The sequence below is a fragment of the Streptomyces olivochromogenes genome (assembly GCF_001514115.1).
Taxonomy (GTDB): domain Bacteria; phylum Actinomycetota; class Actinomycetes; order Streptomycetales; family Streptomycetaceae; genus Streptomyces; species Streptomyces olivochromogenes.
Window position 1 is genome coordinate 130104 of record NZ_KQ948473.1, and the last position, 23444, is coordinate 153547.

Genomic DNA, 23444 nt, shown 5'->3' on the forward strand with positions numbered 1-23444 from the left:
TTGTGGCTGGTCGCGCAGTTCCCCGCGCCCCTAAAAGACAGGGGCGCGGGGAACTGGCGTTACTTGGATGCCTTGGCCAGCTTCAGTGCGTACTCCGCCCACCAGTCGCCCGCCTTCGGACCCCCCTTGCACTCCCCGTCCGACTCACCCGGCCGCTTGACCCAGAGATACGCGTCGACGAGCGGATCGGCGGTCCTGGTCGTCGGGGTCTCGCCCAGCGCGCGCCCCGGCGGATTGCACCAGTTCTCGTCCTCGTCGCCGGCCGTGTAGGGGCCGTTTCCGTTGCGGCTGGTGTCGATGACGAAGTGCTTGCCGCCGACCTTCGCGGACAGCTGCTTGCCGTACGCGATGGAGTCCTTGGTCGAGTAGAAGTTGGAGACGTTGACGGAGAAGCCGTCGGCCTTGTCGATGCCCGCCCGCTTCAGCGACTGGAAGATCTGGTCGGGGTGACCCCAGCCCGCGTTGCCCGCGTCGAGGTACACCTTCGTGTTCTTCAGGGCCTTGAGCTTGGTGACCGCGGTCTCCAGGAGGAAGTACCGCTCCTCCTGGAACTGCTCCGGAGTGCACTGGTTGACCAGGTGCAGAATGGCGTCCGGCTCCAGGATCACCGTGGCGGGCCGGTCCTGGATGCCGCGGGCGACGCCGTCGATCCAGGCCTTGTAGGCGTCGCCGTCCGCCGCGCCGCCCTGCGAGAACTGGCCGCAGTCGCGGTGCGGGATGTTGTAGAGGACCAGGATGGCCGCCCGGTCGGCCTGCTGCGCGGCCTCGGTGAAGCCGCGCGCCTCCTGCTCGGGATTCTCCGGCCCGATCCACTCGCCGGTCGGCTGTTCGGCTATTTTGCGGATCTGCTCGGCGTCGTCCTTCTTGCCCGCCTTGGCGTACGCGGCGACCTGCTCGGCCGCGTTGCCCGCCGGGTTGACCCAGAACGGGTCGGAGTTCTTGGGCTGTTGTGTGACCTTGGAACCGGAACCGTCGCTCTTGTCGCCGCCGCCCCCGGAGGAACACCCCGCGAGCACCAGCAACGCCCCCACCACCGCGACGGACGCCCGAGCCCCGGCCCCCTTGCTGCCGTACATGCAACTCCCCCTCGGGTGCACTGTCCTTGGGGTCAATCGTGACATAGGTGGCGCCTCGCCCACGAGATCGCCCGCCCCTTATCGGTGAGCTGTTACAGCCCCGGGGACAGGGCCTGGGCCAGAACGCTCATACGTTCTAGAGTTGCCTCAAACGGACCCAGAACCTCCCGCGTCGACCGCCGGGTTACTCCCGCAGCCCGTGCGCGCGCGGTCGAGGACCAGCCCGGTCGGTGGCTCCGGGGGGAGCGGGCCGCCGACCGGGCCAGGTGGAACCGGTCACCGGTCACCGGTTCATCGCCCGTGGCCCGTGAGGTACGCCGACACGACCACGTTCGCGGTGTAGGTGCGGCTCACCCGGTCGAAGGTGCCGCCGCAGGTGACCAGACGCAGTTCGGCCCGCCCCGACTCCCGGGGCCCGTAGGCCTGTCGGGCGTCGAAGTGGTCGCGTGGGAAGACCTGCACGTCGTCCACGGTGAACTCGGCGACCGTACCGTCGTCGCGGACCACCCGGACCGTCTGCCCCGGCCGTACCGTGCTGAGTTTGTAGAAGACCGCGGGCCGGGTCTCGGTGTCGACGTGCCCCACGAACAGCGCGGTCCCGGCCGCCCCGGGCCGCACCCCGGCGGCGTACCAGCCGACCACGCCCGGCTGGTCGAAGGGCGGTGGATCGATCGCCCCCTGCCCGTCGAGACCGCGGCCCACCACCGGCGCCTGCACCCCCATCGAGGGAATGTCGATGCGCTGCGGCGCGGCGCTCGTCAGCGGCTTCAGCGCGGGTGGCAGCCGTACCTCGGGCGGTCGTCCGACCGCCGCGATGTCTCCCGTCGTCGGCGCCGCTATCCCCTGCCGTACGTCGGTCAGGTCACGGCCCCACAGCCACAGCCCGAGCAGCAGCACCGCCCAGGCGACACCGGTCAGCAGCCGGCCGGCGCCGGAGGAACGCCCGTGTTCGGGCATGTCGTCGGACATGTCAGTCTCGGGTGTCGTGGCCCCGGCGCGCGCTGCGGACCGCGACCGCCACCGCGGCGGCGCTCGCGAGGACGAGGCCGATCACCGCGTGCTTGGTGCCGGGGCTCGAGGAGCGGGCGTCCACGGAGGCGAAGTGCGCGGTGCCGCCGCCGCCCGCGTGCACGGGGGCGACGGGCGAGGCCAGGCCGTTCGGGAGGGCGAGGACCGACGCCAAGGAGGTCGGGACGGCGAGGGCGGACCTCAGGGAGGTCGGTCCGCCCGCCGCGCCGACCGTGACCGTGCCGGTCACCCGGTCCTGGCGGCCGTCACAGCTCACCTTGACCTCGTAGGAACCGGGCGTGGCCGACGAGCGGACGCGGGTGTCGCCGACGAGCACCCCGCCCTGGCCGGTGAGCCGCGCGTCCGCGACGAACGCCGTGGAGACCGCGGTACCGGTCGTCCCCGTACAGCCCAGCGCCCGCAGCTGGACGTCGCTGCCGGGTGCCGGGGACGCGGGAGAGACGGAGACGCCGCCGTCGGCCGCGTACGCGGCGGGAGTGAACGCCGCCGCGTACAACGCACCGGCACAGAGAGTGAGTCGCGCACAGAGAGCGAGTCGACATGAACCCATCGTGAACCTCCAGATACCTGGAGACTCCCCCTCCGGACCGCGGGACGCATCCTCAGACGCCCCCGACTGCTCCAAACGGGTCTCGAAAGGTTTGGCGCGGGCCGGTGGCCCCCGGTCCGGGCGGCGTCAGATCCGCTCGACGAGGTCCGCGATCGAGTCCACGATCCTGGAGGGCCGGAAGGGGTACCGCTCGATCTCCTCGCGGGTGGTCAGCCCGGTGAGGACGAGATAGGTCACCATGCCCGCCTCGAGACCGGCCAGGACGTCCGTGTCCATCCGGTCGCCGATCATCGCGCTGGTCTCGGAGTGCGCCCCGATGGCGTTGAGCCCCGTCCGCATCATCAGCGGGTTCGGCTTCCCGGCGAAGTAGGGCTGCTTGCCGGTCGCCTTGGTGATCAGCGCGGCCACCGCGCCGGTCGCGGGCAGCGGGCCCTCGGCGGACGGACCGGTCTCGTCGGGGTTGGTGGCGATGAACCGGGCGCCGCCCTTGATCAGCCGGACCGCCTTCGTCATGGCCTCGAAGGAGTACGTACGGGTCTCGCCGAGGACCACGTAGTCCGGCTCGTGGTCGGTCAGGACGTACCCGATGTCGTGCAGTGCCGTGGTCAGGCCCGCCTCGCCGATGACGTACGCGGTGCCGCCGGGCCGCTGGTCGTCCAGGAACTTGGCGGTGGCGAGCGCGGAGGTCCAGATGTTCTCGACCGGCACGTCCAGGCCCATGCGCCGCAGCCTGGCGTGCAGGTCACGAGCGGTGTAGATCGAGTTGTTGGTGAGCACCAGGAACGGCTTCCCGGACTCCCGCAGCTTCTTGACGAAGGCGTCCGCGCCGGGGATCGGCACACCCTCGTGGATGAGGACGCCGTCCATGTCGGTGAGCCACGACTCGATGGGCTTGCGCTCTGCCATGGTGCTGGTTCTCCTGCCGTCCTGGCGTACTGCCGTCCTGGTACGTACGCACACGATCCGGGGGCGCCGGAACGACGATGTGCCGACGCCCCCAGCCTAGTCAGGGTGGAGTGTCAGCTTCCCGTGGCCGTCTTCCAGTCCTCGACGTACGAGGTCAGGTTCTTGTCGATGTCGGCCCAGTCCGGCTCGAAGAGGGCGACGCCGTCCATGAGCTTGGTCAGGGCGATGGCGTTCGCGTCGGTGGCCTTGACGTCCTTGCGTGCGGAGAATCCGCCACCGATCTCGCTGACCTGCTGCTGCGCCTTGGCGGTGAGCATGAAGTCGAGGAGTTTCCTGCCGTTCTCCGAGTGCGGGGCCTTGGTGACGAGTCCCGCGGCGTACGGGAGGGCGAAGGTGGTGGGCTTCCCGGCGGCGTCGGCGGCCTTGTCCGTGGCCTTCGGGAACCAGATGCCCAGGTTCGGCATGTCCTTGGACTGGGCGTAGTTCATCTGGACGTCGCCGTTCGCGACGAGGAGTTCGCCCTTGTCGACCTTGGGCGCGAGCTTGCCGGTGGAGGCGGACGGGCCGACGTTGTTGGCCTGGAGCTTCTTCAGGTAGGCGAGCGCCTGTTCCCTGCCGCCGAAGTCGTGGATCGCCTTGACGAGCACGGCCGTTCCGTCACCGGCGACACCCGGGGTGGAGTACTGGAGCTTGTTCTTGTACCGCGCGTCGAGCAGCTCCTCCCAGGTGGTGGGGGCCTGCTTCAGCTCCTTCTTGTCGTAGACGAAGCCGAAGTAGTTGTTGACGACGCAGGTCCAGGTGGCGTCGGCGGCCTTGTCACCGCCGGCGACCTGGTCGGAGCCCTTCGGCGTGTACTTCTGCAGCAGCCCCTTGCCGTCGGCCTGCTGGATGAACGGCGGGAGGGTGACAAGGACGTCGGCCTGCGGGTTGGTCTTCTCGCGGACGGCGCGCTGGACCATCTCGCCCGAGCCGCCCTCGACGTACTTGACCTTGATCCCGGTCTGCTTCTCGAAGTCCTTGAAGACCTGGTCGTACCAGCCGTCGCCGTTCTCGCCCTTGAGGCCGTCGGCGCTGTAGACGGTGACGACCTTGGCGTCGGAGGCGCTGGAGGCGCCGCCGCAGGCGGTGAGGGTGGCGGCGAGGGCGAGGCTGCCGACGACGGCGGCGATCGGCTTGAGGTGGTGGAGGTTTCTGGGCATGGCGAGATGAACTCCTTGCGATGTCGGGAAGGTCGGCTGATCAGGATCGGATCGGGGTCAGCGGTAGGAGGCCTTGGTGCGGATCCGGAAGACGGCGAACAGGACGAGCACCGTCGTGGTCATGAGGACGACCGCGAGCGCGGAGCCGGTGAAGAGGGCGCCGCGGTCCGAGGCCGCGTAGATCTGGACGGGAAGCGGGGTCCAGTCGGGCGGGTAGAGCATCATGGTGGCGCTCAACTCGCCCATGGACAGGGCGAAGCAGAGCCCCGCGGCGGCGGTCAGCGTGGGCAGCAGCAGCGGCAGCCGCACCCTCCACAGCACATACGAGGGCCGGGCGCCGAGCGAGGCCGCGGCCTGTTCGTAGGCCGGGTCGAGACGGGCGAGGGCGGCCGACACCGACTGGTGGGCGAAGGCCGTGACCAGCACGGTGTGCGCGAGGATGACGATCCACCGGGTGCCGTTGAGCAGCATCGGCGGTTGGGAGAAGGCGACGAGGATCGCGAGGCCGACGACGACCGAGGGCACGGCGACCGGCAGCATGAACAGGGCGTCCAGGACCCGCCTGCCGCGCTTCTTGAGCGCGTGCGCGGCGAGCGCCGCCCAGGTGCCGACGACCAGGGCGAGCAGGCTCGCGGTGACCGCCGTGACCAGGCTGGTGGTGAGGGCCTGGAGGGACGCGCCGCGGGTGGCGGCCGTGTAGTGCCCGGTGGTGAAGCCGGACGGGAGCGCGCTCGACCAGTTCGTGGCGAACGACGCGGCGAGGACGACGAGGAGCGGCAGGGCGAACAGGGGCAGGAAGAGCAGGAAGAAGACGGCCCAGGTGGCCCACTTCCCCTTGCGGCTATGCACCAGCACGGCGGCTCACCACCCGGTAGAGGCCGTAGAGCCCGACGGAGACGAGGACGTTGACGACGGCGACCACGCACGCGCCCGGGTAGTCGGACTCCAGGATCGCCTTGCTGTAGACGAGCATCGGCAGGGTCGTGACGCCCTTCGCCCCGGTGAACAGGACGATCCCGAACTCGTTGAGGCAGAGCACGAGAACGAGGCTGCCGCCGGCCGCGAGCGCGGGCCGCGCCTCGGGCAGGATCACCTGCCGCACGATCCGGGCGGGCCGCGCCCCGAGGGAGGACGCCACCTCCAGCTGGGCGGTGTCGATCCCCGAGAAGGCGGCGAGCAGGGGCCGCATCACGAACGGGGTGAAGTACGTGATCTCGGCGAGGAGGACCCCCCACGGGGTGGTGAGGAACTGGAACGGCCCCTCGGCGGCACCGGTCACGTCCGTCCACAGCCCGTTGGCCATGCCCACCGTGCCGTAGATGAACAGCAGCGCGAGCGTGATCAGGAAGGACGGGAAGGACAGGAAGACGTCGATGAACCTGGCGACGGCCTTCCCGCCGGGGAACGGCACGAACGCGATGACCAGGGCGAGCACGAACCCGAGCACGAGAGCGCCGACGGTCGCCGCGACGGCGATCCAGACGGTCGTACGCAGGGCCTCCAGGAAGGACGGGGACGCGAGGACGTCGGCGTACGGCTGGAGGGAGGTGCCCCCGGTGTCCGGCTGGAAGGACTGCTGGACGACGAGCGCGAGGGGGTAGAGGAAGACGAGTCCGAGGACGGCGACGGGTGGCAGGGCCCAGGCCCAGGTCGGGATGCGCGGACGGGAGCCGGAAGACTTGGGGGACTTGGGGTGCTTCTTCGGCGGGGCGGCCATCGCGGCGCTAGCCATCCGTGGTCACCCCCGCCGACAGCAGCACCGCGTCGTCGGGCGCGAAGTGCAGCAGTACGGAGTCCCCGTGCGCCGGAGGCTCCCGCAGCTCACGCAGGTCGGCCATCACCCGATGGCCCGCCACGTCGACGTACAGCCGGTGCGTGGCCCCCCGCCACTGCACCTCGCTCACGGTTCCGGCGACCTGGTTGGGCCCGGTCCCGAGCCCGACCAGGTGCGGCCGTACGCACAGGGTCGCCGAAGCTCCCGGCGCCGCGTCCCCCGTGGCGACCTTGAGTTCGGTCCCGCCGAAGGCGACACCCTCCGCACCCACGGTCACCGGCAACAGGTTCGCGTTGCCCACGAACGACGCCGTGAACGCGGTCCTCGGCGCCCGGTACAGCTCCCGCGGCGTCCCCACGTCCCGCAACCGCGCCTTGTCCATGACCGCGATCCGGTCGGCCAGCGTCAGCGCCTCGATCTGGTCGTGGGTGACGTACAGGATCGACATGTCGGGCAACTCCCGGTGCAGCCGGGAGAGTTCGGCCAGCATCCCCGACCGCAGCTGCGCGTCGAGCGCGGACAGCGGCTCGTCGAGGAGGAGGACGCCGGGCCGGATGGCGAGCGCCCGCGCGATGGCGACCCGCTGCTGCTGCCCGCCGGACAGTTCCCGCGGATGGCGCCGGGCGTAGGCCGCCATCCCGGTCATCTCCAGCGCCTCGGCGACCCGTCCGCGGATCTCGCCCTTGGCGACCTTCTGCGCCCTGAGCCCGAAGGCGACGTTGTCCTCGACCCGCATGTGCGGGAACAGCGCGTACTGCTGCACCACCATGCCGACGCCGCGCCGGTGGGGCGGCAGCGCGGTCACGTCCCGGTCGCCGATGAACACCCGGCCGGAGGCGGGCCGCACGAACCCGGCGACGGCCCGCAGCGCGGTGGTCTTCCCGGACCCGGACGGCCCGAGCAGCGCCATCACCTCGCCGGGCTCGACGGTGAGGTCGAGGGAGTCGAGGACCGTGGTGCCGTCGTACGCGACGGACACCCGGTCGAAGCGGATGCCGCTGCCGCCGCTCACCGCCCGGCTCCGGGACACGGATCGGCTCCGGGGAGCGGGTCGTCTCCAGCGAGCCGTTCGTCTCCAGGGAGCCGTTCGTCTCCAGGGAGCCGTTCGTCTCCAGGGAGCCGTTCGTCTCCGGGGAGCGGGTCGTCTCCGGTGGGGCCGTCGAGCAGGGCGGGAAGTTCGGCCACCGAGCCGAGCACATGGCCGGCCCCGGCCGCGCGCAGCACCTCGTCGCCGTGCGCCCCGGTGAGCACACCGGCCACCACGCCCGCCCCGGCGCGTACGCCGCTGAGCATGTCGTACGAGGTGTCGCCCACGACCGCGACCTGCTGGACGCCCTCCGCCGCCTTGGTGCGCAGGAAGGCCTCCAGGACCATGTCGGGGTACGGTCGCCCGCGGCCTCCGGCGTCGGCCGGGCACAGCGTGAGCGGCACCAGCCCCTGCCAGCCGAGGGCGTCGAGGATGGCGTCCTGGGTGACGCGGGCGAACCCGGTGGTCAGGACGACGGTACGGCCGCCCGCCTGGAGCTCCTCGATCGCCTCGCGCGCCCCGGCGATCGGCGCGAGGCGCCCACCGTCGACGAGTTCCCCGTACGCCTTCTCGAAGGCGGCGTTGGCCCGCCGGGCGAGGGACTCCTCGCCGAACAGGTGCCGGAAGACGGAGATCTTGGACTCGCCCATGGTGGCCCGGACGTGGTCGAGCTTCCTGATGTGGTCGGCGGACCCGGGCTCGACGCCCAGCTCCCCTGCGGCCACGGCGAAGGCCCGCTCCACCAGGCCGCCGTCGGCGACGGTGGTGCCCGCCATGTCGAGCACGACGAGTCGTATGTCCTCGGTCATTTCTTTCACCATCCCAGCTCGTTGGCGGTCGTTTCGGCGATGGCGGGCGAACAGGTCATGCCGCGCCCGCCGGGCCCGGTGACCAGCCACACCCCGTCCCGCACCCGCTGCCGGTGCACGACCCGGCTCGGGTCGGTGCACTGCGCGTACACCCCGGCCCAGCGGCGCCGGATCTTCGGCAGCGGGCGGCCGAGGAAGGACTCGACGACCTCGGTGAGGTGGTCGTAGGGGTCTTCGAGGGTGTCGAAGGCGAAGGGGTGCTCGTACTCGTGGGTGTCGCCGATGGTCAGCCCGCCGTCCGCGCGCTGCACCATGAGCAGCTGCATCCGGTGCGCGGCGGCGATCGGGGCCTGCGGCTGGTGTGCGTCGAGCTCGTCGAGGGCGGGGCTGCGGTACGCGGGGTAGTACCGGAAGCTGTCGGCGTCGGCGACGGAGGTGGTGAGCGGCTCGCCCAGCGGTTCGGTCTGCATCATCTGCAGCCGCACCCGCCGTACGGGCAGCTCGGGCCCGGCCAGCTCCCGTACGAGACCACCGAGCCAGGCGCCCGTGCACAGCACGACGACGTCACCGGTGTGGACGTCCCCGTGGTCGTCGCGCACTGCGTGTTCTCCGACGACGTCACGGACCTCGCGCCCCGGCAGGAAGGTGTAGTTCGGGGACTTCGACAGCTCGGCGCGGAGGGCGAGTTGGGCCGTGCGCGGCTCGACGGCCGCGTCGCGCTCGCAGAACAGGGCCGCTTCGAAGGCACCCCGCAGGGCGGGGTTCACGGCGCGCGCCTCGTCCGCGCCGAGCAGCTTGTAGCCGCGGGCGGCGGCGTCCTCGCGGGCCAGGGCGGCCTCGGCGACGGCGAGTTCGCGCGGGTTGCGCACGGGGGTCAGCGATCCGCACGCCCGGAAGCCGACACCCGGGACGCGCGCCCCGATCTCCTCCCACAGCTCCCGCGCCCGCAGGGCGGTCTCCAGCTCCTCTCCTCCGGCGCGACCACTCACCCAGATCTGCCCGAAGTTGCGCAGCGAGGCCCCGCGGGCCTCCGCCTCACGCTCGATCTGTACGACCTCGTGGCCGCGTTCCACTGCGTGCCAGGCGTGCAGGGTACCCACCACGCCGGCTCCGACGACTATCACTCTCACGACGGCCACGCTCCTCGGGAAGGGGGAATCGAAGGGGTCCGGACAGCAACCAGATGGTGAACCGCCCATCACGTTTGGGCTAGACCCGTTATCTTCTCGTGACAATACTTGACCGAAAGGGTGAGTCCGAATCCACCCAGGCCCGCCGCGCGTCAGCTGCCGAGGTGCGCCGTGAACGAGAACCGGTCCCCCCGGTACAGCGTCCGCACCCGCTCCAGCGGCCGCCCCTTCGTGTCCCGCGAGACCCGGTGGATCAGCAGCATCGGCAGCGCGGGCGGCGTACCGATGAGCAGCGCCTCGCGCGGCGTCGCCAGCACCGTCTCGATTCGCTCGTCCGCGTCACCGAACGCGATGCCGAGCCGGTCGTGGAGGTAGGCGTAGAAGGAGGAGTCGGGGTCGAAGTCACGGTCGAGGTCGGGCACCCGGGCCACGGCGACGTACGTGCTCTCCAGTCCGACCCGCTCGTCGTCGGCCAGCAGCACGCGCTCCATGTGCCAGACGGGCTCGCCGCGCGTCAGCCCCGCCTCGGTGGCCAGCGCCTGCGGGCAGGGGAAGCGGTCGAGCGAGATGAGCGTACGACCGGGGGTGCGCCCCTGCCGCCGTACGCCTTCGGTGTAGCTCGCGAGGGAGAGCGGCTGCTCCAGTTTCGGTCCCGCGACGACCGTGCCGCGCCCCTGCCGCCGCAGCTTGCCCTCGAGCAGCAACTCCCGCAGGGCCTGCCGTACGGTCTCGCGGGCCACCTCGTACTGCTCGGCGAGATCGCGCTCGGTGGGCAGGAGTCCCCCTTCGCCCAACTCCTCGATCAGCACGGCGATGTGCGCCTTGACCGCGTAGTACTTCGGGATACGGCCGTGCTCCGGGATGCCGGAGCGGACGGGGGCGCCGGGCGATTGGTCGTTCGGGTAGTCCACGGGGGGATGGTCGCAGATGCGGTACGGGCGGTGCGCCGGTGGGAGGGCTCAGCGACGCCGGAACCGGGACCAGCGGGAGGCCGCCAGCAGCGCGCCTCCGGCGGCGAGCAGGACGCCGCCCACCGCCAGGGCGGCTCCGCGCGGCCCGGTCATGGCCAGTTCGTCCGCGGACGAGGACCCGTCGTCCGCCGACGAGGACCCGTCCCGTTCCTTTCCCGCGGCGTCACCCTCGCTGTCACCGCCGTCACGACCGCCGCCACCGCCGTCACCGCCTTCACCACTGTCACTACCGTCGCCGGTACCGGTGGGGCTGCTGGTGCCGGTGCCCGTGCCGGTGACGCCGTCCGTGGTACTGCCGGTGCTGTTGCCGGTGCCGGTGCCGGTGCCGGTGGCGTCGGGAGCCGCGCTCGTACCGCCGCCGCCTCCGCCGTCACCTCCGCCATCGCCGCCCCCAGTACCACCGGTACCCCCGGTACCCCCGCCATCCCCAGTGCCCCCAGTGCCCCCAGTACCACCAGTGCCCCCTGTACCTCCGTTGCCCCCGGCGTCCACAACGTCCCCGTCGCTCGTCCTGCTCTCGTCGTCGATCCGGAAGCGGTACGCGTTCGACTCCCCCACCCAGTCCCCGTCGTTGTTGTGGCGCTGCACCACGGCCGCGTTGGCGACGACGTCGTTCGGCACGGCGGCGTCGGAGGTCACGGAGAGCCTGACCTTCACGGTGAGCGTGCGGCCGGGTCCGACCGTGAACCCCGGGAACCCGTCGTCGAACGCCCCGACGTTCTCGTCCTGGTCGCTCTTCTCGAACTCGACGGGATGCGTGCGCGCCCCCTCGTAGAACTCCAGCCGCGCCTGTTCCGGCCGCAGCACCCGCTTGCTGTCCACGAGTACGACGATCGGGTGGATGTTTCCGCAGGTGTGCGCGGTGGTGTTGGTCAGGTCGATGTACCAGGTCCGGAAGTCGCCGCCGACGTCGTAGGCGTCCGGCCCGCCGTGGATGCGGCTCTTGATCGGGAAGGCCCGGGTGTCGGGCGCGGCACAGGTGGGGCGGGGGCTCGCGGTGGGCCCGAGAGGCATGAGCGCGTGGGCGGCGGGCGGCGGTGCGAGCCCGAGGCCCAGGGCGGGGGCAACGGCGGTCAGGGCGAAGGGGCTGGTCTTGCGCAGTCGCATGAGGGGCCTTTGCCGGTCAAGGGCGGCGGGAGGGGGCGGGACAGGGGTCGGGAGCGTCGGGTGGTGAGGGCAACGGCGTACAGGGCAACGGCCCCGTGACCGTCCCACACCGGCCTGCGCCCACCGCCCCGCCACGCCCGCGACACACCCCGCCCGGCCCCCGAAGTCCCCCCGAACGGCCGAGTCACCCCGCCCCCCGAAGCCCCTCCGGACAGTCAAGTCACCCGGCCGGGAACCCACTCCGGACAGCCCAATCACCAGGCCGGGAACCCACTCCGGACAGCCGAGCCGCTCAGTCCTCCCCGCGCCCGAACAACGGCGCCAGCAGCAACTGCGCCGCGCCCTCCGCGACCCCACGCGCCCCACCGGGCGCCACCCGCACCGGAATCGCCCCGTCGTCCACGCCCTCCAGCCGGGCCCGTTCCTCAAGAACGGCACCGACACCCCGTACGAAGGCCTCCTCATGCGCGGCGACGGTACGCCCGCCGAGCAGCACGAGGTCGATGTCCAGCAGCCCCACCAGATTCGCGGCGCCCACCCCGAGCACCCGCGCCGCCTCACCCACGGCACCGCGGTCCACCGCGGCGAGGCACAACGCCTCGATGCAGCCACGGTTGCCGCAGCCGCACGGGGGCCCGTCCAGCTGAATGACCTGATGCCCGAACTCCCCCGCCCCGGTACGCGCCCCCCGGTGCACGCCCCCACCGATCACGAGCCCCGCCCCGAGCCCCGTACCGAGATGCAGATAGGCGAAGGATTCGAGGGGGCCGGGGGCTACATCCCCCGTCTTCCCGATGCCACTCTCCCTCCCCACCACCGCGATCCCCAACGCGGCCGCGTTCGTGTCCTTGTCCACCACCACGGGCACCCCGAGCCGCCCCGCCAGCGCGTCCCGCAGCGGGAACCCGTCCCACTCGGGAAACCCGGTGACCCGATGCAGCACACCCCGGGAATGGTCGAGCGGCCCCGGCAGGGCGACGCCCGCACCCAACACGGACACCCCCGCCCTCGCGAGCAGCGCCTCGACCTCCCCCGCCGCCGACTCGACGACCGCGTCCGCCCCGGCCCCCAGATCGAGCGGAACCCGCCGCTCGGCGACCACCGCGCCGGTGAGGTCGCACAGCACGACGGTCATCTCGTCGCGGTCGAGGTGGAGCCCGACCGCGTGCCCGGCCTCGGGCACGAGCCGCAGCACGGTCCGCGGCTTGCCGCCGGTCGACGCGCGGCGCCCCGCCTCCGCCACCAGCCCGTCCGCCCGCAGCCGAGCGGTGATCTTGCTGACGGCCTGCGGGGTCAGTCCGGTGCGCTCGGCGAGTTCGAGCCGGCTGATCCCGCCCTCCCCGGCCGTGCGCAGCAGATCGAGCACGAGCGCGGCGTTGTGGCTGCGCAGGGCGAGCAGATTGACTCCCGACTCGGCGTTGGTCCTGTTCACGTACGCCATTGTCCCCCGCGCTTGCACTTTGGCAACAGCGTTGCGAAAGTGGACGTCATGACTGGTACGACTGGCACGACTGCCACCCCCCTCCGCGTGGCCCTCATCGGTTACGGCCTCGCGGGCTCCGTCTTCCACGCCCCGCTGATCGCCACGACCGAGGGCCTGGCCCTGGACACGATCGTCACCTCGAACCCGGAGCGGCAGGAGCAGGCACGCGCCGAGTTCGGCGACGGAGTCTCGTTCGCCGCCACGCCCGAAGAGCTCTGGGCGCGCGCCGACGAGCTGGACCTGATCGTCATCGCCTCCCCGAACAAGACCCACGTCCCGCTCGCGACCGCCGCCCTCAAGGCGGGCCTGCCGGTCGTCGTCGACAAGCCCCTCGCCGGTACGGCGGCGGAGGCCCGCGAGCTGGCCGCGCTGGCCGACGAGCGCGGCCTGCTCCTCTCCGTCTTCCAGAACCGCCGCTGGGACAACGACTTCCTGACCCTCCGCAAGCTGCTCGACGAGGGCGAGCTGGGCGACGTATGGCGCTTCGAGTCCCGTTTCGAGCGGTGGCGTCCGCAGCCCAAGGGTGGCTGGCGCGAGTCCGGCGACCCGGCAGAGATCGGAGGTCTCCTCTACGACCTCGGCAGCCACGTCGTCGACCAGGCCCTCGTCCTCTTCGGCCCCGCGGCCTCGGTGTACGCCGAGGCGGACGTCCGCCGCCCCGGCGCGCAGACCGACGACGACACCTTCATCGCGATCACGCACACGAACGGCGTCCGCTCCCACCTCTACGTCTCCGCGACGACCGCCCAACTCGGCCCGCGCTTCCGCGTCCTGGGCTCGGCGGCCGGTTACGTGAAGCACGGCCTCGACCCCCAGGAGGCGGACCTGCGCGAGGGCAAGCGTCCCGACGCGACCGCCGAGTGGGGTGTCGAGCCCGAGTCCCTGTGGGGCCGCGTCGGCTCCGGCGAGTCCCCGCTCACGGGTGGCGGACGCCCCGAGCCCACGCTCCCGGGCGCGTACCCCGCGTACTACGCGGCCATCGCCGCCGCCCTCCGCGACGGCGCCCCGAACCCGGTCACCGCGCAGGAGGCCGCGGCCGCCCTCGACGTCCTGGAGGCGGCCCGCCGCTCCGCCACCGAGGGCACGGCGGTGTCCCTGTGAGCACCGAGGACACCGCGCGGCTGCTCGCGGAACAGATCACGGAACTGGAGTCCCAGGAGCGGCAACTGGTGCTCCCCCACTTCACGTACGACGACGCGTGGACGCTGGGCACCCTGCTCGTGAGAATGGCCCGCGAGGCCGCCGCTCCGGTCGCCATCGACATCCGCCGCGGCGGTCAGCAGCTCTTCCACGCCGCCCTGCCCGGTTCGACCCCGGACAACGACGCCTGGATCGACCGCAAGCGCCGCGTCGTCGAGCGCTACGGCTGCTCCTCGCTCCTCGTCGGCACCCGCTTCCGCGCCAAGGGCACCACCTTCGAGGCCTCCTCCCGCCTCGACCCCGACACCTACGCGGCCCACGGCGGCGCGTTCCCCCTCACGGTCGAGGGCGCGGGCGTCATCGGCACGGTGGTGGTCTCGGGCCTCCCCCAACTGGAAGACCACGCCATGGTCATCAAGGCGCTCCACCAGTTCCTGGGAAGGTAAGCCCCACACCCGCGCCCCTGTTCTTCTCAGGGGCGCGGGAAACCGCGAGTTCTCTTAGGGGCGCGGGGAACCGCGCAATCTTTTGGAGGACGCGCGGAACTGCGGAACCTCGGCAGCACAGGTGACCGCAGGCTTTCAGGGGCGCGGGGAACTGCGCAGCCTTGGAAGCGAGGGTGACCGCAAGTCCTTAGGGGCGCGGGGAACTGCGCAATCTTTTAGGGGCGCGGGGAACTGCGCGACCAGCCACAACGAACCGGCACCCGACAACGCACCCCAACCCCACCCGCACCCCCCCGCCAAACCCAACGGAGTGCCTACGCCGGTTTGAACTCCTGCCGCTGCCTGCCCAACCCCCCGATCTCCAGCTCCACCACATCCCCGGCCCGCAAATACGGCTTCGGCTCCGGCTGCCCCAAGGCAACCCCCGCCGGCGTCCCCGTATTGATGACGTCCCCCGGATAGAGCGTCATGAACTGACTGACGTACCGCACCACTTCCGCCACCGAGAAGATCTGCTCGGCCGTGGTCCCGTCCTGCTTCAGCTCACCGTTCACCCACAGCTTCAGCGAGAGATCCTGCGGGTCGGAAACCTCGTCCGCCGTCACCAGCCACGGCCCCAGCGGATTGAACGTCTCGCAGTTCTTCCCCTTGTCCCACGTCCCCCCGCGCTCGATCTGGAACTCGCGCTCGGAGACGTCGTGCGCCACCGCGTACCCGGCGACACGCGCGAGCGCCTCCTCGTGCGACTCCAGATAGCGGGCGGTACGCCCGATGACGACCGCGAGTTCGACCTCCCAGTCGGTCTTGACCGACCCGCGCGGCACGAGCACGGTGTCGTCGGGCCCGACCACCGTGTCCGCCGCCTTGAAGAAGATCACCGGCTCGGCAGGAGGCTCGGCCCCGGTCTCGCGGGCATGGTCGTGGTAGTTGAGCCCAATGCAGACGATCTTGCCGATCCGGGCGAGCGGCGGCCCGACGCGCAGCCCGTCCGCGTCCAGCACGGGCAGTTCCCCCGACCCGGCGGCCGCACGGACCCGCCCGAGCGCCGCGTCGTCGGCGAGCAGCGCCCCGTCGATGTCCGGTACGACTCCCGACAGATCCCGGAGGATCCCTTCGGCGTCGAGCAGCGCGGGCCGCTCCGATCCCGCCGTACCGACTCGCAGCAGCTTCATGATCCCAGTCTCCCTCGATCGCGGGCAGCCACCGACGGGTGCAGCCATCGGAGGACTGGTCGATCCTCCAAGCTGCACGTCCACTCCGCAATACCCCGTTCACGGACTGGACCGCCGCCACATCCTCAGGGATACAGGACCGCTCGCTCCACGGCACTCCAGGCCGTACTGGTCACCACGTACAACGCGGCGGCCAGCGGCACCACCGCCACGGTGACGAGCGTGAAGAAGGACAGGAACGGCACAAACGCACTCACCGCGCCGAGGCCGGGCACCTGCGCCCCGTCGGCCGCGGGCGCCGAGACGGCCATCGTCCGCTTCGTACGGCGGTAGTTGAAGACGGCCACCGCACCGACAACCACGAACAGAGCGAGGTAGACGAGCCCGGCGGCGCCGAACACCCCGTCGCCCCCGAGCACGTCCAGCCACCGGCCGCCGAGCGGCGCGGCGAACAACTGGTGGCTCAGCAGCTCGTTGGCCTCACCGCCGACGGTGGAACTGGAAAACAGGTGGTAGAGAAGGAAGAAGGCCGGCAGTTGAAGGAGCCCGGGCAGAATCCCGGACAGCGGCGACACCTTCTCCTTCTCGTGCAGTTCCAGCACCGCCTTGCGCATCCTCTCGGGATCCTTCCGATACTTCTTGCGCAGCTCGGCGATCCGCGGCTGCAACGCGGCACGCGCCCGCTGTCCCCGCGCCGCCGCCCGGGACAGGGGATGCACGAGCAGTCGTACGAGCGCGGTGAACAGGACGATCGCTGCGGCGGCCGCCGAAGCGTGGAACAGCGGTTCGAGCAGATCGGCGAGCCGCTCGACCAGCCCGGCGAAAGCGGACATGGGGGTGGACGTGGAGGCGGACATGAAGGTGGACATGGATGAGCCCTCCGGGGGTCTCGTCGTGCCGGAATGAGAAATGACGCGTCGGCATGACGACCCGCGCGGGGTACGCAGACAGGGGTTGTACGACAGGCGAGTTCTGGCGAGTTCCTGCTGGGATCCCTACGCGGCGGCCGTCAGGAGGGCCCGCCCGGGCGCTCGGGGACGCGGACGCCCCGAGGCGTCGGGATCACGTTGGGGCAGGAACGCCGTACGGTGCTCACGGTCGCGGATCGCCGTACGAACCCGCGTACGCGGGACGGCGGACGCGCTGCGCGAGCCGATGAGGGCGCAGACGGCGAGCGCGGCCCCGGCCGCGGCGGTCGCGGTGAACGCGACGGCGACGGCTGCCGGGAGGCTGCCGGCGTCCAGCACGGCGAGTTCGAGGAGCAGCACGAGCAGAAGGGCGACGGGGCGTACGTTCACCGAGCTCCGGACCACGGACCACCCCTCCTCTCGCCCTCTCGTACGCGGGCTCACGTCCCCCGTACCTGCTTACGCATGACCGATGTCGATCTTATGCGTGCCTCGTGTCGATCGGCTCCAGCAGCCGCCTCGGCTTGAGCAGCGCCCGGCTGACCGGATCCGCCGGGTCCGGATCGAGTCCCGGTCCCGGCACCATTTCGACGTCCGGGACGGGTACGACGGTTCCACACGTGGCACATTCGCCGTACGGGCCGAGTTCCGTACCGCAGGTCGCGTGCCGGAAGTACCGCAGCCGCGCCTCGCCGAGGTGCTCGCGGCCCCACCGCCCGAGCGAGCGCAGGGTCGGCCACAGGGCGATGCCGCGGTCGGTGACGACGTACTCGTCGCGCGGCGGCGACTCCTGGTAGCGGCGCTTCTCGAGGATGCCCTCGGCGGTCAGCGCCTGGAGCCGGGACGCGAGAACCGCGCGCGGGATGCCGAGGTGGACGAGGAAGTCGTTGTAGCGCCGTACGCCGTAGAGCGCGTCGCGCACGACGAGGAGCGTCCACCGCTCGCCGACGATCTCGAGCGCGCCGGCGATCGAGCACTCCTGCGTCGCGTAGTCCTTGCCGAGAGCCATGACCTCACTGTAGCCACTTTTCGACAACTCGGTTCAATGAATGAACCTAAGGTGCTACGGTCGACCCACGGGGCTGGTTCATTGACTGAACCTACCCTTCCACTGATCCGCTCCGGAGCCCGAAGGGCAGACCATGTCCCAGCTCGATCACGCCACCAGCGCGCAGGCGTCCTCGGCACCCCCCGGCACAGACCTCGAGACACCCCCGCGGGCGACCGCCACCCTCGCCGTCACCAGCGCCGCCACCGCCGTGGCCCTGATGACGTACACCGCGCCGATGGTCACGCTCCCCGACACCGCCGCCGCGCTGCACACCCCCCTCTCCGCCCAGGCCTGGCTGCTCAACGGCACCCCGCTGGGCCTCGCCGCGCTGCTCCTGGTCGCGGGCAGCCTCGCCGACGACTACGGCCGCCGCCGGATCTTCCTCTCCGGCACCGTCGCCCTCGGCATCACCACCGCGCTCGGCGCGCTCGCGACCTCCACCTGGCTGTTCACGCTGGCCCGGGTCGCACAGGGCGCGGCGAGCGCCGCGATCCTCGCCAGCAGCCTGGGCCTGCTCGTCCACGCCTTCCCGACCGCCCGCGGCAGACTGCACGCGACCGGCGTGTGGGGCGCGTTCGTCAGCGGCGGCATAGCCCTGGGCCCGCTGCTCGCCGGTGCGATCGCCCAGACCCTGAACTGGCGGATCGCGTACGCCGTCCTGGGCGCCGCCGCGCTCCTCGTCGCCCTGCTGGGCACCCGGGCCCTCACCGAGTCCCGGGCCTCCCGAGGCGGTCGCCCCGACCTGGCCGGTGCCTTCACCTTCGGCCTGGCGCTGGTCGCCCTGGTGGCCGCGCTCACCCTGGGCAGGGACGGCTGGCTGCGCCCGTCGGTGGGCCTCCTGCTGACGGCGTTCGTCGTCCTGACGACGGCGTTCGTGTTCGTCGAACACCGAACCCGTACGCCCATGATCGACCTCTCCCTGCTCCGCCACCGCCGCTTCCTCGCCTCCTCCGCGAGCGGTCTGTTCACCGGCCTCGCGGTGATCGGCCTGTTCAGCTTCCTGCCGGCGCTGCTCCAGCAGACGCTGGGCCTGTCCGCGCTGGACACGGCGTGGCTGTTCCTGCTCTGGTCCGGGCTGTCCTTCGGGGTCGCGCTGCAGGTGCGGCGCCTCGCGGGCCGGGTCTCCCCGCGCCACCAACTCGCCCTCGGCTTCGCGCTGCACGCGGCCGGCGTCCTGACGATGCTCGGCGCGCTCGACGCCGGTTCATGGACCCGCCTGCTGCCCGGCTTCCTCGTCTCCGGCGTCGGCAGCGGGCTCCTCAACGCCGCGCTGCCGCTCGTCGCGGTCGAGTCCGTCCCCGCGACCCGCGCCGCGATGGGCTCGGGCGCGCAGCAGACCTTCCGCTACATCGGTTCGTGCGCAGGCGTGGCCCTGACCATCGCGATCGTCACCTCCACGGGCGGGCTCGCGCACGGCGCGGACATCGCCATCGCGGTCTCGGCGGGGCTGGCGCTGGTGGCGGGCGCGAGCGTGCTGGCGCTTCGGGACCGGGCCTGACGCTTGCCGGGCGGGGGCGTTTCCTCGGAGGGGACGGAATCCCGGGCGGGGCCTTTTCCTCGGAGGGGACGGATCCCCGCGTGGGGACGTTCCCTCGGACGGGACCGTCCCCCGGACACGGCGGATCCCCGCACGGAACCGATCCCCGCACCGGGCCGTTCCCCGCACGCCACCGTTCCCCTCACGGGACAGTGATCGTCGTCACCGCGGGCGCATCGAGGTCAACTTCCCCCACACCACGAGCCGATACCGGGAGGTGTACTCGGGCGTGCAGGTGGTGAGGGTGATGTAGTACCCCGGCGCGCTGTACCCGTAGGCGGGCCGAACGGTACTGCGCGGCACTTCCCCGATGACCCCTCCGTCATGCGCGGAGGTCCGCGGAAGCGTCTTGTCGACGACGTAGACGTAGCGCCCCGCCGCCGTCTCGACATCGATCTCGTCCCCCCGCCGCAGCCGGTTGATGTACCGGAACGGCTCCCCATGGGTGTTCCGATGCCCCGCGAGCGCGAAGTTCCCCGCCTGTCCGGCCTGTTGGGTGTGCGGGTAGTGCCCGACGTACCCCTTGTTGAGGACGTCCCGCTTGCCGACCCCCTCCGCGACCGGCACACGAAGACCGAGCCGGGGAATGGAGAGCACGGCGTACGCCTGGGACGACCGGGGCGTTCCCTGAGCCCGCCCACTCCCGGTGGACGCCCCGGAACCACCCCCGCCGGACGCCCCCGAACCACGACCGGAGGACGCGCCACCTCCCGCACCCGACACCCCCGCCCCCTGCTCCTGTCCCTCGCCCTTCCCCTCCTCCTCCCCGCTCCCCCACTCCTTCTCCAACGCCTGGACCTTCCTCTCGGCGCCCTCCCGGGCCTGCCGATTGGTCCACCAGAGCTGATGCACGACAAGAAGCAGGAGAAGGAGGCCGACGGTGACGAGAACCTCGCCCCCGCCCCACACCACCCGCCGGTACACGGCTCTCCGCCGCCGAGTGCCGTGATCCACGACACCGGGAACCCCGAGTCCGCGCCGCACGATGCCGGGAGCCCGCATACCGACGCCTCGTCTCCTCGACTGCCTCGCCTCCCTGACCGGGCCCGCAAGATAAGGGCTGCGCCCCGAACTCACCAGCCCCATGACCGCCCGGACCGTTCGTCGGCACTCAAGGGCAGCGAAGAGATCCCGCCCCCTGGCCTGCAGGTATCTCTCCCTCGAACGGCATCGGCAGTACGGTGTCCCCCATGCGCCCCGACACGTCTGCCGAGCACGTCGACCACAACGCCGAAGCAGCGCGCCTGGAGCGGACCGCAGGCCTCTACCCCGAGGACGCCGAACACCTGCTCGTGCAGGCCGCGGCCCACCTCGAACTGGCCGGCGACCGCCCCGGAGCCACCGCGCTCTACGACCGACTGCTGTCGTCCTCGACCCCCCTGGAACATCCCCACCTGGTCCGCGCCCTCAAGGCGTCGAACCTGTGGGAGTACGGCCACGAGGCCGAGGCCCGGGCGATCATCGACGGCATCCGCGCCGCGTCTCCCCGGGACCCGGCCCCCTGGGTGATCGTGGCCGAGGCCCTGGAGTCCCACGACGAGCTGGAAGCGGCGCAGGAGACGTTCACCCAGGCCGCGCAGCTCCTCCTCGCGGAGACGTCGGAGCCCCCGTACGCCACCCACCCGCTCCTCTTCGGCCGCCACCGCGTCCGCCGCATGCTGGGCGCGGCCCACGACGACTGGGACGCCCTGGCCGACACCCTCCACTCGTCCCCGGTCTCCCTCGACGAACTCCACGACCCGAAGCGCGTCTGGTCCCTCGGCTCGGACAACCCCGCCGAACTCCAGGCGGAAATCTCCCGCCTGAGGGCGGAACTGGGCACGTTCAGGGAGGCGTTGTCCCGCCCGTTCCCGGTGGCGATCCTGCACTGGCCGACCACCGAACTGACGGAACTCCTGACGGCGTACCCCACCCTCACCTCGGAGTACCCGTCCCACGAGGAACACCTCGCGACCATAGAGGCGTCGCTACGGGAACTGGCGACTTCCGGCACGCCGAACCTCGGCATCGTCACGGGAACCGTCCCGTCCTACGAGGCCTTCGCCGCCTCGGAGGCCTCCTCCCCGTCGGACGCGACCCTGCTCCCGCAGTACGCGACGACGCTGGCGGCACGGGGGCTGGCGGTGGCTTGGCCGCCGCAGCGGGGCGTCGAGTGCTGGTGCGGGTCGGAGCGGGGCTATGGGGAGTGCCACAGAACCATCGCCGAGTAGCCACCACCAAGCAGTCACCACCGAGTAGCCACCGCCAAGTAGCCGCCACCGAGTAACGCAACTCTCCTCCCCCGGCTCCCCGGCCTCGGGGCCGGGGGTACCGGGCGTCATCAGCTTGCCCCCCGGCTCCCGAAGTCATGGCGTCACCCTGCCTGGCGAACCCCAGGTGTCCCAGGTGACGCCCCGGTGAAATCAATCGCAAGGATCTGAGCACCCCCGGCGCCCCGGGAACCCGCCCGCCACCATGGCCCTCCCAGCCCCTTCTTCCGCGGGAGTCGACCGTGAACGGTTCCTGGCAACTCGGGTTCGCCGTACTGGGCTTGGCCCTTCCAGGGATCGCGGCGCTCTGGGAGTTCGTCCTCGTCGGCCGCAAACGGCTCGGCTACCGGGTCCAGATGGACACGACCGCCCGCGACGAGCGCGCCTTGCCGTACGCCGGGGTGCTTCATCAGATGCAGCGGGCCAACGGCGGACCGCTGCGTGACCCGTCGTTCGTGCTGCTGCGGATCGAGAACAGCGGCTGGGCCCCCATCGTGGAGCACAGCTACCTGGCGCCCGACCGTGGCCACGCGGGCATCCAGGTCAAATGCCGGGGCCGCCGCGTCGTCGGCATGGTCGTGACCGAACTCAGCCGCAACGAGCTGCGCGGCTTCTTCACGCCGAGCAGCGACGACCAGCACCCCACACCGCACGTCCCCGGCCTCGGGGTCACCGACGGCGTCATCGAACTGCCCAAGGTGAAACTGAACCGCGGCGACCACTACAAGGTGCTGGCGGTCCTGGAACGCGAGGAGAGCTTCACGGACGAGGAGTTCCCCGAGCCCGAGGTCGTCGCGAGCATCGTGGGCGGAGTACGCCGCGGGAAGATCAAGAAGACCGAGTACTACCCGTTCGCTTCGAAGCCGGTCAGGTGGGTGCTCGCCCTCCTCGTCATGGTCAGCGCCGTCCAGTCCATCCTCACGTTCACCAGGCACGATGCCACGGCCGCACCGCTGGACTGCGCCACTGGGACACTCACCCTGTCCGGCTCCACCGCGTTCGCGCCCGTGCTCCAGGAGGCGGCGAAGGAGTACCACAGGACCTGCCCCGACGCCTTCATACCCATCACCGCCGACACGTTCCACGGCAGCGTGTCGGGGCTCGACGCCCTCGCCGCGGCGGGCGGGAAGACCAAACTGACGGGCAGCCAAGGACTGGGCGACCGGCTGGCGTTCAGCGACGGCCCCAAGAGCGACGGCCGTCCACAGCTACTCCCCAGACCCGTCGCCCTGTCCCTGTTCGCCCTGGTCGTCAACAAGGACGCCGGCGTCCAGGACCTGTCCCTGAACCAGATCAGGAACATCTACGCCGGAAAGATCACCAACTGGAACCAGGTGAAGGGCAACAACGTGCCCATCCACCTCGTCAGCCGCAACCCCGGCTCGGGCACCCGAACCACACTGGAACGCCAAGTACTGGACGACAAACCCCTGTTGGCCGTCACCGCGAACGACTGCACGGCGCTGGACGAGACCAAGCCCGGCCGCTGCGAGGTCAGCAACACCGAGACCCTCCTGAGCACCGTGGCCTCAACACCCGGAGCCCTCGGCCACAGCGAGGCCGGCGCCGCCACCGCACACGACGACGTCCAGCAGATCCGCATCGACGGCTACCCGGCCACCCTCGAAGGCGCGGACGAGGGCGCATACCCGTACTGGCAGACCGAGTACGCGTACACCTACGGAGAGCCGCCCGCGAACTCCCTCGCCGCGGGATTCCTGCGCTACCTCGCCAACGAGGTCGGCAAGGACATCATCCGCTCCCACGGCGACCGCCCATGCGCCGAACTGGCCAAGCCGCTGCTCTGCCGCCCCAGTTAGCTTCGGACTTTCACGTGGCTCGCGCCCGGGCGGGTGTGCAGGGTGGGGTGTGGGGCCGGG

Annotated in this window: 22 protein-coding genes and 1 pseudogene; 5 read left to right on the forward strand and 18 right to left on the reverse strand. The window is 71.4% G+C overall.

Features of this window, described 5'->3' with window-relative positions; translation table 11 throughout:
• Positions 1-59: 59 nt before the first annotated feature.
• The 13 genes and pseudogenes from AQJ27_RS41525 to AQJ27_RS41585 all read right to left on the reverse strand — a co-directional run bounded on the left by AQJ27_RS41525 (position 60) and on the right by AQJ27_RS41585 (position 13019).
• A complete protein-coding gene (locus AQJ27_RS41525) occupies positions 60-1076 on the reverse strand; it encodes a glycoside hydrolase family 6 protein (protein WP_067381054.1) in 1017 nt (338 codons plus the stop codon).
• 291 nt (positions 1077-1367) lie between these two features.
• The gene (locus tag AQJ27_RS41530; RefSeq protein WP_096240313.1) at positions 1368-2033 is read right to left on the reverse strand and encodes a class F sortase; all 666 of its coding nucleotides are present in this window, start codon (positions 2031-2033) and stop codon (positions 1368-1370) included.
• 13 nt (positions 2034-2046) lie between these two features.
• Complete coding sequence (locus AQJ27_RS41535; RefSeq protein WP_067381059.1) at positions 2047-2655, reverse strand: hypothetical protein; 609 nt, start codon at positions 2653-2655, stop codon at positions 2047-2049.
• A 126-nt stretch (positions 2656-2781) separates the two neighbouring features.
• Positions 2782-3561 carry an HAD-IIA family hydrolase gene (locus tag AQJ27_RS41540; RefSeq protein WP_067381062.1) on the reverse strand — a complete coding sequence of 260 codons (780 nt, stop codon included), beginning with the start codon at positions 3559-3561 and terminating at the stop codon, positions 2782-2784.
• A gap of 113 nt (positions 3562-3674) precedes the next feature.
• Entirely contained in the window at positions 3675-4760 is a 1086-nt protein-coding gene (locus AQJ27_RS41545) for a 2-aminoethylphosphonate ABC transporter substrate-binding protein (RefSeq protein ID WP_067381065.1), read from the reverse strand.
• Between the two features lie 57 nt (positions 4761-4817).
• Positions 4818-5615 carry an ABC transporter permease gene (locus AQJ27_RS41550; protein ID WP_067381067.1) on the reverse strand — a complete coding sequence of 266 codons (798 nt, stop codon included), beginning with the start codon at positions 5613-5615 and terminating at the stop codon, positions 4818-4820.
• Positions 5602-6477, reverse strand: coding sequence for a 2-aminoethylphosphonate ABC transporter permease subunit (locus AQJ27_RS41555; protein WP_067381070.1), 876 nt, complete (start codon positions 6475-6477; stop codon positions 5602-5604). Before AQJ27_RS41555 ends, AQJ27_RS41550 begins: the two co-directional genes overlap by 14 nt.
• Positions 6478-6484: 7 nt before the next feature.
• Positions 6485-7564: an ABC transporter ATP-binding protein gene (locus AQJ27_RS41560; protein WP_235613793.1), complete on the reverse strand. Its 1080-nt coding sequence runs from the start codon at positions 7562-7564 to the stop codon at positions 6485-6487.
• Between the two features lie 125 nt (positions 7565-7689).
• Positions 7690-8370: pseudogene (locus AQJ27_RS41565) on the reverse strand (HAD family hydrolase); the annotation flags it as partial.
• 5 nt (positions 8371-8375) lie between these two features.
• Positions 8376-9500, reverse strand: a complete 1125-nt coding sequence (locus tag AQJ27_RS41570) for a TIGR03364 family FAD-dependent oxidoreductase (protein WP_067381153.1) — start codon at positions 9498-9500, stop codon at positions 8376-8378.
• A 152-nt stretch (positions 9501-9652) separates the two neighbouring features.
• Positions 9653-10411, reverse strand: a complete 759-nt coding sequence (locus AQJ27_RS41575) for a GntR family transcriptional regulator (protein ID WP_067381073.1) — start codon at positions 10409-10411, stop codon at positions 9653-9655.
• A 48-nt stretch (positions 10412-10459) separates the two neighbouring features.
• The gene (locus tag AQJ27_RS60995; RefSeq protein ID WP_067381076.1) at positions 10460-11578 is read right to left on the reverse strand and encodes a hypothetical protein; all 1119 of its coding nucleotides are present in this window, start codon (positions 11576-11578) and stop codon (positions 10460-10462) included.
• A gap of 292 nt (positions 11579-11870) precedes the next feature.
• A complete protein-coding gene (locus tag AQJ27_RS41585) occupies positions 11871-13019 on the reverse strand; it encodes an ROK family transcriptional regulator (protein WP_067381079.1) in 1149 nt (382 codons plus the stop codon).
• A 48-nt stretch (positions 13020-13067) separates the two neighbouring features.
• Here AQJ27_RS41585 and AQJ27_RS41590 point away from each other — a divergent pair, with 48 nt between their 5' ends.
• Both AQJ27_RS41590 and AQJ27_RS41595 read left to right on the forward strand, forming a co-directional pair.
• Positions 13068-14162, forward strand: coding sequence for a Gfo/Idh/MocA family oxidoreductase (locus tag AQJ27_RS41590; RefSeq protein ID WP_067381082.1), 1095 nt, complete (start codon positions 13068-13070; stop codon positions 14160-14162).
• Positions 14159-14647 (forward strand): heme-degrading domain-containing protein, encoded by a 489-nt coding sequence (locus AQJ27_RS41595; RefSeq protein WP_235613794.1) that lies wholly within the window; start codon positions 14159-14161, stop codon positions 14645-14647. The genes AQJ27_RS41590 and AQJ27_RS41595 overlap by 4 nt, the downstream gene beginning before the upstream one ends.
• Positions 14648-14961: 314 nt before the next feature.
• Here AQJ27_RS41595 and AQJ27_RS41600 read toward each other — a convergent pair whose 3' ends face one another.
• The 4 genes from AQJ27_RS41600 to AQJ27_RS41615 all read right to left on the reverse strand — a co-directional run bounded on the left by AQJ27_RS41600 (position 14962) and on the right by AQJ27_RS41615 (position 17736).
• A complete protein-coding gene (locus AQJ27_RS41600) occupies positions 14962-15819 on the reverse strand; it encodes a fumarylacetoacetate hydrolase family protein (protein ID WP_067381085.1) in 858 nt (285 codons plus the stop codon).
• A gap of 125 nt (positions 15820-15944) precedes the next feature.
• The gene (locus AQJ27_RS41605) at positions 15945-16652 is read right to left on the reverse strand and encodes a YidC/Oxa1 family membrane protein insertase (protein WP_067381160.1); all 708 of its coding nucleotides are present in this window, start codon (positions 16650-16652) and stop codon (positions 15945-15947) included.
• A 162-nt stretch (positions 16653-16814) separates the two neighbouring features.
• Positions 16815-17132: a DUF6412 domain-containing protein gene (locus AQJ27_RS41610; protein ID WP_067381088.1), complete on the reverse strand. Its 318-nt coding sequence runs from the start codon at positions 17130-17132 to the stop codon at positions 16815-16817.
• Between the two features lie 76 nt (positions 17133-17208).
• Positions 17209-17736, reverse strand: coding sequence for a winged helix-turn-helix transcriptional regulator (locus AQJ27_RS41615; RefSeq protein ID WP_067381091.1), 528 nt, complete (start codon positions 17734-17736; stop codon positions 17209-17211).
• 133 nt (positions 17737-17869) lie between these two features.
• Between AQJ27_RS41615 and AQJ27_RS41620 the strand changes: the two genes are divergently transcribed.
• Positions 17870-19276 carry an MFS transporter gene (locus tag AQJ27_RS41620; protein WP_067381094.1) on the forward strand — a complete coding sequence of 469 codons (1407 nt, stop codon included), beginning with the start codon at positions 17870-17872 and terminating at the stop codon, positions 19274-19276.
• Positions 19277-19477: 201 nt separating this feature from the next.
• Here the strand turns inward: AQJ27_RS41620 and AQJ27_RS41625 are convergent, their stop codons facing one another.
• Positions 19478-20317, reverse strand: coding sequence for a class E sortase (locus tag AQJ27_RS41625; protein ID WP_067381097.1), 840 nt, complete (start codon positions 20315-20317; stop codon positions 19478-19480).
• A gap of 188 nt (positions 20318-20505) precedes the next feature.
• Between AQJ27_RS41625 and AQJ27_RS41630 the strand changes: the two genes are divergently transcribed.
• A complete protein-coding gene (locus AQJ27_RS41630) occupies positions 20506-21525 on the forward strand; it encodes a tetratricopeptide repeat protein (protein WP_067381100.1) in 1020 nt (339 codons plus the stop codon).
• Between the two features lie 281 nt (positions 21526-21806).
• Positions 21807-23384, forward strand: a complete 1578-nt coding sequence (locus AQJ27_RS41635) for a substrate-binding domain-containing protein (protein ID WP_067381103.1) — start codon at positions 21807-21809, stop codon at positions 23382-23384.
• Positions 23385-23444 lie beyond the last annotated feature (60 nt).

Excerpts from the sequence above, each read along its gene's own strand:
- AQJ27_RS41525 (WP_067381054.1), bottom strand. The coding sequence starts at position 1,076 with ATGTACGGCAGCAAGGGGGCCGGGGCTCGGGCGTCCGTCGCGGTGGTG.
- AQJ27_RS41530 (WP_096240313.1), bottom strand. The coding sequence starts at position 2,033 with ATGCCCGAACACGGGCGTTCCTCCGGCGCCGGCCGGCTGCTGACCGGT.
- AQJ27_RS41535 (WP_067381059.1), bottom strand. The coding sequence starts at position 2,655 with ATGGGTTCATGTCGACTCGCTCTCTGTGCGCGACTCACTCTCTGTGCC.
- AQJ27_RS41540 (WP_067381062.1), bottom strand. The coding sequence starts at position 3,561 with ATGGCAGAGCGCAAGCCCATCGAGTCGTGGCTCACCGACATGGACGGC.
- AQJ27_RS41545 (WP_067381065.1), bottom strand. The coding sequence starts at position 4,760 with ATGCCCAGAAACCTCCACCACCTCAAGCCGATCGCCGCCGTCGTCGGC.
- AQJ27_RS41555 (WP_067381070.1), bottom strand. The coding sequence starts at position 6,477 with ATGGCCGCCCCGCCGAAGAAGCACCCCAAGTCCCCCAAGTCTTCCGGC.
- AQJ27_RS60995 (WP_067381076.1), bottom strand. The coding sequence starts at position 11,578 with ATGCGACTGCGCAAGACCAGCCCCTTCGCCCTGACCGCCGTTGCCCCC.
- AQJ27_RS41585 (WP_067381079.1), bottom strand. The coding sequence starts at position 13,019 with ATGGCGTACGTGAACAGGACCAACGCCGAGTCGGGAGTCAATCTGCTC.
- AQJ27_RS41590 (WP_067381082.1), top strand. The coding sequence starts at position 13,068 with ATGACTGGTACGACTGGCACGACTGCCACCCCCCTCCGCGTGGCCCTC.
- AQJ27_RS41600 (WP_067381085.1), bottom strand. The coding sequence starts at position 15,819 with ATGAAGCTGCTGCGAGTCGGTACGGCGGGATCGGAGCGGCCCGCGCTG.
- AQJ27_RS41605 (WP_067381160.1), bottom strand. The coding sequence starts at position 16,652 with ATGTCCGCTTTCGCCGGGCTGGTCGAGCGGCTCGCCGATCTGCTCGAA.
- AQJ27_RS41615 (WP_067381091.1), bottom strand. The coding sequence starts at position 17,736 with ATGGCTCTCGGCAAGGACTACGCGACGCAGGAGTGCTCGATCGCCGGC.
- AQJ27_RS41620 (WP_067381094.1), top strand. The coding sequence starts at position 17,870 with ATGTCCCAGCTCGATCACGCCACCAGCGCGCAGGCGTCCTCGGCACCC.
- AQJ27_RS41625 (WP_067381097.1), bottom strand. The coding sequence starts at position 20,317 with ATGCGGGCTCCCGGCATCGTGCGGCGCGGACTCGGGGTTCCCGGTGTC.
- AQJ27_RS41630 (WP_067381100.1), top strand. The coding sequence starts at position 20,506 with ATGCGCCCCGACACGTCTGCCGAGCACGTCGACCACAACGCCGAAGCA.